Below are 6,068 nucleotides of genomic sequence, written 5' to 3' on the forward strand. Positions count from 1 at the left end.
CGGCGCGCTCGGCCGCTTCGTCGGCCGGCTCGACCTAGACCTGGCGCCGGACGGGCGCGTTACGGCGCATGGCGGCGAGGCGGCAGAGGTCGCGCCCGCGCTCGCCGAGGACGCCGAGGCCGCGGCGATCGTCGCGCGCTTCGCCGCGCCGCTTGGCGAGGTCCGGGCGCGGCCCGTCGCCACCTCGCTCGGCGCCTTCGACAACGGCACCTGCCGCGCGCAGGAATGCGCCATCGGCAACCTGATCGCCGAGGCGATGCTGGCCGCGACGCCGACCGCCGACATTGCGCTGCAGAACGGCGGCGGCATCCGCGCAAGCTTCCCCGCCGGCACCATTACCTATGGCGACGTGCTGACCGTGCTGCCCTTCGGCAATGCGGTGGCGACCGCGACGATCCGCGGCGGCCATCTGCTGGAGGCGTTGGAGAACGGCCTGTCGCAGCCCGGCGCCGGCCGCTTCCCGCAGATCGCCGGTCTGCGGATCGAGGTGGACATGTCGCGTCCGGCCGGCCAGCGGATCGTCTCGGCGGAGGTGACGCGCGGCGAGCGCGCCGGGCGGCTCGATCCCGAACGCGCCTACCGCATCGCGACCAACGACTTCATGCGCCGCGGCGGCGACGGCTATGTCGCGCTGCGCGACCGCGCGCTCGAGGCCTACGACACCGGCCCGCTGCTGGAAGAGGTCGTGGCAGCGCATCTCGGCAACCTGTCGCCGCTGACGCCGCGCACCGACGGGCGCATCGCGATCCGGTGACGTCGCCCTTGCCGCCCTGGACGCCGGCCGACACGCCGCCCGCTGAGGATGCGCGGCTCGTCGCCCCGGCGGTCGCGCGCAACCGCGAGCCGCTTCTGGCCGTGCTGCGCGGGGTCCTGCCGGCATCGGGCCGGGTGCTGGAGGTCGCGAGCGGCAGCGGCGAGCACTGCGCGTATTTCGCCGCGGCGCTCCCCGGACTGACATGGCAGCCCTCCGACCCGTCCGAAGAGGGCCGGGCGAGTTGCGATGCGTGGTGCAAGGGGCTCGCGAATGTGCGTCCGGCGCTCGCGCTGGATGCGTCGGCCGACCCCTGGCCGGTGACGAGCGCGGCTGCGGTGCTCTGCATCAACATGGCGCATATCGCGCCCTGGGCAGCGACGTTCGGGCTGCTGCGTGGCGCGGCGCGGCTGCTGGCGCCGGGCGCGCCGCTGGTGCTCTACGGACCGTGGATCCGCGCCGGCGTCGAGACGGCGCCGAGCAACCTGGAGTTCGACGCATCGCTGCGCGCGCGGAACCCGGACTGGGGCTTGCGGCGGCTGGAGGATCTGGTCGCGGCCGCCGGCGCCGACTTCGCGGCGCCGCAGGTGATCGAGATGCCGGCGAACAACATCACGGTGGTGCTGCGGCGCGCCTGCCCCCCTCTCCCGCAGGGCGGGAGAGGGTTGGGGTGAGGGTGGGTCAGCAAGAACCACCCGTCACGGATAGAGCGACCCGCAGCTGTAGACCATCGAAGGACGCGCCCGTGGGACCACCCTCACCCCGGCCTTGTCCCTCCAAGGAGGGAGAGGGAGGCGAGGCTCAGCCCCCGCGCGTCGCCAACAGCTGCTTGATCTCGCCGATCGCCTGCGCCGGGTTCAGCCCCTTCGGGCAGGTCCGCGCGCAGTTCATGATCGTGTGGCAGCGATACAGCTTGAACGGATCTTCGAGCGCATCCAGCCGTTCGCCGGTGTGGTCGTCGCGGCTGTCCGCGATCCAGCGATAGGCCTGCAGCAGCACGGCCGGGCCGAGATAGCGGTCGCCGTTCCACCAATAGCTCGGGCAGGCGGTGGTGCAGCAGAAGCACAGGATGCACTCCCACAGCCCGTCGAGCTTCGCGCGCTCCTCCTTCGACTGCAGCCGCTCCGCGTCCGGCGGCGGCGGCGTGTCGGACTTCAGCCAGGGCTCGATGGAGCGCAGCTGCGCGTAGATCTGCGACAGGTCGGGGACGAGGTCCTTCACCACCGGCATGTGCGGCAGCGGGTGGATCTTCACGTCGCCCGTCACGTCCTCGATCGGCTTGAGGCAGGCGAGCGTGTTCAGCCCGTCGATGTTCATCGAGCAGGAGCCGCAGATGCCCTCGCGGCAGGACCGCCGGAAGGTCAGCGTGCTGTCCACCTCGTTCTTGATCTTGATCAGCGCGTCCAGGACCATCGGCCCGCACTGGTCGAGGTCGATCTCGAAGGTGTCGGTGCGCGGGTTCTCCCCGCTGTCCGGATCCCAGCGGTAGATCTTGAAGGACTTCACGTTCTTCGCGCCCGAGGGCGCGGGATGGCGCTTGCCCTCGGTGATCTTGCTGTTCTTGGGAAGGGTGAAGGTCGCCATCTGGGCGGGTTCCTCAGTAAACCCGCGCCTTGGGCGGGAAGACCTGAACTTCGTTGGTGAGCGTGCGCATCTTCACGCCGCGGTAGTCGAGGCGGACGTTGCCGTCGCCGTCACACCAGGCGAGCGTGTGCTTCATCCAGTTGTCGTCGTCGCGCTCAGGGTAGTCCTCCTGCGCGTGGGCACCGCGGCTTTCCTTCCGCGCCTCGGCGCTGACGATCGTCGTCATCGCGTTGCCGAGCAGGTTGTCGAGCTCCAGCGCCTCGACCAGGTCGCTGTTCCAGATCAGGCTGCGGTCGACGACCTTCAGGTCCTCCATCCCGCCCCAGATCTTCCGCATCTTCTCGACGCCCTCCTTCAGGCTGTCGGAGGAACGGAACACCGCCGCGTGGCTCTGCATCGCGCGCTGCATCTGCTCGCGCAGCTTCGCCGTCGGCGTGCCGCCCTTGGCGTGGCGGATGCGGTCGAAGCGATCGAGGCTCGCCTCCCCCGCGCCGGCCGGCAGCGGCGCCTGGCTCGCGCCGGGCTTGATCGTCTCCGCCGCGCGATGCGCCGCGGCGCGCCCGAACACCACGAGGTCGAGCAGCGAGTTGGTGCCGAGGCGGTTCGCGCCATGCACTGACACGCAGGCCGCCTCGCCGACCGCCATCAGGCCGGGCACCACGCGGTCCTCGTCGCCCGGCACCGGGCTCAGGACTTCCGTGTGGATGTTCGTCGGCACGCCGCCCATGTTGTAGTGCACGGTCGGCAGCACCGGGATCGGCTCCTTCGTCACGTCCACGCCGGCGAAGATCTTCGCCGTCTCGGAGATGCCGGGCAGGCGCTCATGCAGCAGCTCGGCGCCGAGGTGCTCGAGGTGCAGCAGCACGTGGTCTTTGTGCGGACCGACGCCGCGCCCCTCGCGGATCTCCATCGACATGGCGCGCGAGACGACGTCGCGGCTGGCCAGGTCCTTGGCCGTCGGCGCGTAGCGTTCCATGAAGCGCTCGCCGGCCGAGTTCGTCAGGTATCCGCCCTCGCCGCGCGCGCCCTCGGTGATCAGGCAGCCGGCGCCGTAGATGCCGGTCGGGTGGAACTGCACGAATTCCTGGTCCTGCAGCGGCAGCCCGGCACGCAGCGCCATGGCGTTGCCGTCGCCCGTGCAGGTGTGCGCCGAGGTGCAGGAGAGATACGCGCGGCCATAGCCGCCGGTCGCCAGGACGACCGTCTGCGCGCGGAAGCGGTGGATCGAGCCGTCCTCGAGGCACCAGGCCGTCACGCCGCGGCAGCGCCCCTCATCGTCCATGATGAGGTCCATGGCGAAGTATTCGACGAAGAACTCGCAGCCATGCTTGAGGCTCTGCTGGTAGAGCGTGTGCAGAATGGCGTGGCCGGTGCGGTCGGCGGCGGCGCAGGCCCGCATCGCGGGCGTCTTGCCGTAGTGCTGCATGTGGCCGCCGAAGGGCCGCTGGTAGATCCGCCCGTCCTCGGTGCGGCTGAAGGGCACGCCGTAATGCTCGAGCTCGATCACCGCCGGGATCGCCTCGCGGCACATGTACTCGATCGCGTCCTGGTCGCCGAGCCAGTCCGACCCCTTCACGGTATCGTACATGTGCCAGCGCCAATCGTCCTCGCCCATGTTGCCGAGCGCCGCGCCGACGCCGCCCTGCGCGGCGACGGTGTGGGAGCGGGTCGGGAAGACCTTGGTGATGCAGGCCGTGCTGAGGCCGGCCGCGCCCATGCCGAAGGTGGCGCGCAGCCCCGCGCCGCCCGCGCCGACGACGACCACGTCATAGGTGTGATCGACGATCCGATACGCCCCACGCGAGGGCTTGGAGATGGCGTTCATGCTGCCGTCCGATTGTCTGGCCGCGCCCGGGATAGGTCGCCGCCGGTCATGTGCCTAGGAATCTGAGCCGTGTTCGCCGGAAGCCAAGCCTCAGACCGCGATGCGCAGCACGGCGAGCGCGGCGGCGAGGCCGAGCAGCCAGCAAACCCCCTTCACCACGAGGATGGCACCGATCTTCAGCCATTCCTGGTTGACGTAGTCCTCGATGACGACCTGCAGGCCCGAGGCGGTGTGGTGGAAGGTCAGCGCGATCAGCGCCAGCAGCAGCACCGCGTTGAACGGGTTGCCGATCCACATCAGCACCTCGCCATGCGTCATGCCCGCGCCGGTGGCGAGCGAGACGATGAACCAGATCGTCAGCGGCAGCAGCGCGATGGAGGTGACCCGCTGCATCCACCAGTGATGGCTGCCGCTCTTCGCCGAGCCCGCGCCGCGCACGCGGCCGAGCGGGGATTGCAGGGCGGCCTGGCGGGCCGGCTGGCCGGAGGTGGTGTGCGACATCCGTCAGGCCCTCACCAGGAGATCAGCAGCGCGAGCCAGGTCAGCGCGGTCAGCACGGCCGTGCCGATCAGCACCGCGCGGCCGGTCTTGTAGGTGGTCGGGATGTCGAAGCCCCAGCCGGCATCCCAGGCGAGGTGGCGGATGCCCGCCAGCGTGTGGAACCACGCCGCGGCCGTCACGCCCATCAGCAGCAGGATCCCGAGGAAGGAGCCGAGGAACCACTGCACCGCGCCGAAGGCGGAGGGTCCGGCGGCGGCGGCAACCAGCCACCAGGTCATCACCAGCACGCCAGCCACCCAGATCACGCCGGTGATTCGGTGCGAGATCGACAGCGCGCTGGTCATCTGCAGCATGTCGTAGACCTGCAGGTGCGGCGAGAGCGGACGGCGGATCAGGGTGCCGTCCGAGCGCCGGCCGACCATCGTCGCCTCGCGCGAGTCCTTCATGATGGACATTGAGTCCGCTCCGACTGGCGCGCCTTCGCGTCTTCCGGCGGGGGCGCGCGCCTTCCTCTCGGTGCTGTTTATGGTGCGGTGCGCCATAGCGTCAACGCAGGGTCCGGTGCGGACCTGCTCGTCGGATCGTGCATGCGCCGCGGAGATAGGAATGTTATCCTTGTCGCATGTGGAGTCGTCGCCCAGGCTCTCGGCGCCGGACCGCCGGCGTGCCGCCCTGCCCGAGGCCCGCGCCCCAACGCAGCCGCGTCGGCGCGGCCATCGACCTGCTGCACAAGCTGGTCACCGGGTGCGCGGCGCTGGCGACCCTCGTGAAGCTGCTGCTGGGCTGACGACGCGCCGCGCGCGCCGGGATCCGCGTCGTCGTCGTTGCATCCGCGTCCGGCTCCGTGATTGAACGGCAGCAGCACCGACGGCTCGCCACGTGCCGGTGCACCGGAGGGACGTCCCATGGCCGACCATCCGATGGCCGTCCTGCTGTTGCGCGACACGCTGCCGCCGCCGGACCCCCGGTCGGCGCTGGCCCTGGTCCGCGGCCTCGCGCCCACCGATCTTGCCACGCTCCGCGCCCTGTCCGGCGCCGCCGCCTGGCCGCTTTCATTCGGCCTCGGGGCGACGGCCTTCCGGGCCGACATGCTGTCGACGCCCATGGCCGAGGCCGGGTCGCTGGCCGACGCGGCCTATTGGTGGCCGGAGGCGCGCGGGGCCGTCGCCGCGCACCGCGCGCAACTCCCGATCTCCGTCGCGCCTGTGCCGCAGGACGGCGATGTGGCCGGCGCCGTCGCCGCGGCGCGGCGCGTCATGCGGATCGCGGCCGCCCTTGCCGGGGTCGCCGGCGACGCGGCGCTCGGCGTGGCATGGACGTCGTCCGGCGCGCTCTGGCCCGTGCCGACCTTCGTCGCCGAGGCGCGGCTGCCGCTCGCGCTGCCCATCTGGGTCTCGCTGGACCCGC

General features: G+C 71.3%; 8 protein-coding genes. 4 read left to right on the forward strand and 4 right to left on the reverse strand.

Annotated elements, in window-relative coordinates:
* Together L2I40_RS17550 and L2I40_RS17555 are read left to right on the forward strand one after the other, a co-directional pair.
* Positions 1–754, forward strand: a 754-nt coding sequence (locus L2I40_RS17550) for a bifunctional metallophosphatase/5'-nucleotidase (protein ID WP_237216488.1), incomplete at its 5' end; no start/stop codon positions are given.
* Positions 751–1,425 carry a DUF938 domain-containing protein gene (locus tag L2I40_RS17555; RefSeq protein WP_237216489.1) on the forward strand — a complete coding sequence of 225 codons (675 nt, stop codon included), beginning with the start codon at positions 751–753 and terminating at the stop codon, positions 1,423–1,425. The genes L2I40_RS17550 and L2I40_RS17555, both read left to right, overlap by 4 nt.
* Positions 1,426–1,552: 127 nt before the next feature.
* On the opposite strand, the gene L2I40_RS17560 is transcribed toward L2I40_RS17555, so the two are convergent.
* From L2I40_RS17560 to sdhC, 4 genes are all read right to left on the reverse strand, one after another.
* Positions 1,553–2,335 carry a succinate dehydrogenase iron-sulfur subunit gene (locus L2I40_RS17560; protein ID WP_237216490.1) on the reverse strand — a complete coding sequence of 261 codons (783 nt, stop codon included), beginning with the start codon at positions 2,333–2,335 and terminating at the stop codon, positions 1,553–1,555.
* A 13-nt stretch (positions 2,336–2,348) separates the two neighbouring features.
* On the reverse strand, positions 2,349–4,160 hold the full coding sequence (sdhA, locus tag L2I40_RS17565) for a succinate dehydrogenase flavoprotein subunit (RefSeq protein WP_237216491.1): 1,812 nt from the start codon (positions 4,158–4,160) through the stop codon (positions 2,349–2,351).
* Positions 4,161–4,250: 90 nt separating this feature from the next.
* Positions 4,251–4,661, reverse strand: coding sequence for a succinate dehydrogenase, hydrophobic membrane anchor protein (gene sdhD / locus L2I40_RS17570; protein WP_237216492.1), 411 nt, complete (start codon positions 4,659–4,661; stop codon positions 4,251–4,253).
* 11 nt (positions 4,662–4,672) lie between these two features.
* The gene (sdhC, locus tag L2I40_RS17575) at positions 4,673–5,116 is read right to left on the reverse strand and encodes a succinate dehydrogenase, cytochrome b556 subunit (protein WP_237216493.1); all 444 of its coding nucleotides are present in this window, start codon (positions 5,114–5,116) and stop codon (positions 4,673–4,675) included.
* Between the two features lie 209 nt (positions 5,117–5,325).
* Here sdhC and L2I40_RS24490 point away from each other — a divergent pair, with 209 nt between their 5' ends.
* On the forward strand, positions 5,326–5,448 hold the full coding sequence (locus L2I40_RS24490; protein ID WP_272910984.1) for a hypothetical protein: 123 nt from the start codon (positions 5,326–5,328) through the stop codon (positions 5,446–5,448).
* Between the two features lie 118 nt (positions 5,449–5,566).
* A partial coding sequence (locus tag L2I40_RS17580; protein ID WP_237216494.1) for a hypothetical protein occupies positions 5,567–6,068 on the forward strand: 502 nt, incomplete at its 3' end.

It is taken from the genome of Falsiroseomonas oryziterrae (assembly GCF_021864505.1).
Lineage (GTDB): Bacteria > Pseudomonadota > Alphaproteobacteria > Acetobacterales > Acetobacteraceae > Falsiroseomonas > Falsiroseomonas oryziterrae.

Coding starts and splice junctions, on each gene's coding strand:
- L2I40_RS17560 (WP_237216490.1), bottom strand. CDS start 2,335: ATGGCGACCTTCACCCTTCCCAAGAACAGCAAGATCACCGAGGGCAAG.
- sdhA (WP_237216491.1), bottom strand. CDS start 4,160: ATGAACGCCATCTCCAAGCCCTCGCGTGGGGCGTATCGGATCGTCGAT.
- sdhD (WP_237216492.1), bottom strand. CDS start 4,661: ATGTCGCACACCACCTCCGGCCAGCCGGCCCGCCAGGCCGCCCTGCAA.
- sdhC (WP_237216493.1), bottom strand. CDS start 5,116: ATGTCCATCATGAAGGACTCGCGCGAGGCGACGATGGTCGGCCGGCGC.